The sequence below is a fragment of the Bacteroides sp. 1001302B_160321_D4 genome, assembly GCF_015667765.1.
In the GTDB taxonomy this organism is placed as follows: Bacteria; Bacteroidota; Bacteroidia; order Bacteroidales; family Bacteroidaceae; genus Bacteroides; species Bacteroides xylanisolvens.
In genome coordinates this window covers 1-1,061 of sequence record NZ_JADPLO010000155.1, presented here as the reverse complement: position 1 = coordinate 1,061, position 1,061 = coordinate 1, and the positions used below count along the sequence as shown (strand labels likewise).

Annotated in this window: 1 protein-coding gene; it reads left to right on the top strand. The window is 45.5% G+C overall.

The window, feature by feature from the left end; all coding sequences use genetic code 11:
- Window positions 1-1,061 (top strand): beta-galactosidase (locus KFO40_RS25585; protein WP_211146948.1); only part of this gene is annotated, 1,061 nt, incomplete at both ends.

Sequence of the window (1,061 nt, the reverse complement as noted above, 5' to 3'; positions counted from 1 at the left end):
TCTTTCAGTCTCTATATGACTCACGGAGGAACGACTTTCGGTCATTGGGGAGGTGCAAACAACCCTGCTTATTCCGCTATGTGCAGTTCGTACGATTATGACGCTCCGATCAGTGAAGCCGGATGGACCACCGAAAAGTTTTTCTTGCTTCGCGATTTATTGAAAAACTATCTTCCGGCCGGTGAATCATTGCCTGAAGTCCCCGCTGCTTTGCCTGTTATTGAGATTCCCGAAATTCATTTCAATAAAGTGGCTCCACTATTCTCGAATTTGCCGGAAGCCAAACAAACAGTGGATATTCAACCGATGGAACAATTCAATCAGGGATGGGGAACTATTCTGTATCGGACCACATTGCCTGAAGCAACCCTCGCAGGAACCGTTTTGAAGATTACGGAAGTGCACGACTGGGCGCAAATCTATGCCGACGGCAAACTTCTGGCGCGTTTGGACCGTCGTAAAGGAGAATTTACTACGACTTTGCCCGCACTGAAAAAAGGTACGCAACTGGATATTCTGGTGGAAGCAATGGGACGTGTCAACTTTGACAAATCCATTCACGACCGCAAAGGTATCACGGAAAAGGTGGAACTAGTTTCGGGTAATCAGACTAAGGTATTGAAAAACTGGACTGTGTACAACTTCCCGGTAGATTATTCTTTTATTAAAGACAAGAAATATAACGATACAAAAATACTACCGGCTATGCCTGCTTACTACAAGAGCACTTTTAAACTGGATAAAGTAGGAGATACATTTCTGGATATGAGCACATGGGGAAAAGGCATGGTTTGGGTGAACGGTCATGCAATGGGGCGTTTCTGGGAAATCGGTCCGCAACAGACCCTCTTTATGCCGGGTTGCTGGCTCAAAGAAGGAGAGAATGAAATTCTCGTATTGGATTTGAAAGGTCCTGCCAAGGCTTCTATCAAAGGCTTGAAGAAACCTATTCTTGATGTGCTTCGTGAAAAAGCTCCCGAAACGCACCGCAAGGATGGAGAAAAACTGAAACTGGCAGGTGAGAAAGTAATACATGAAGGTGCTTTCACTCCGGGCAACGG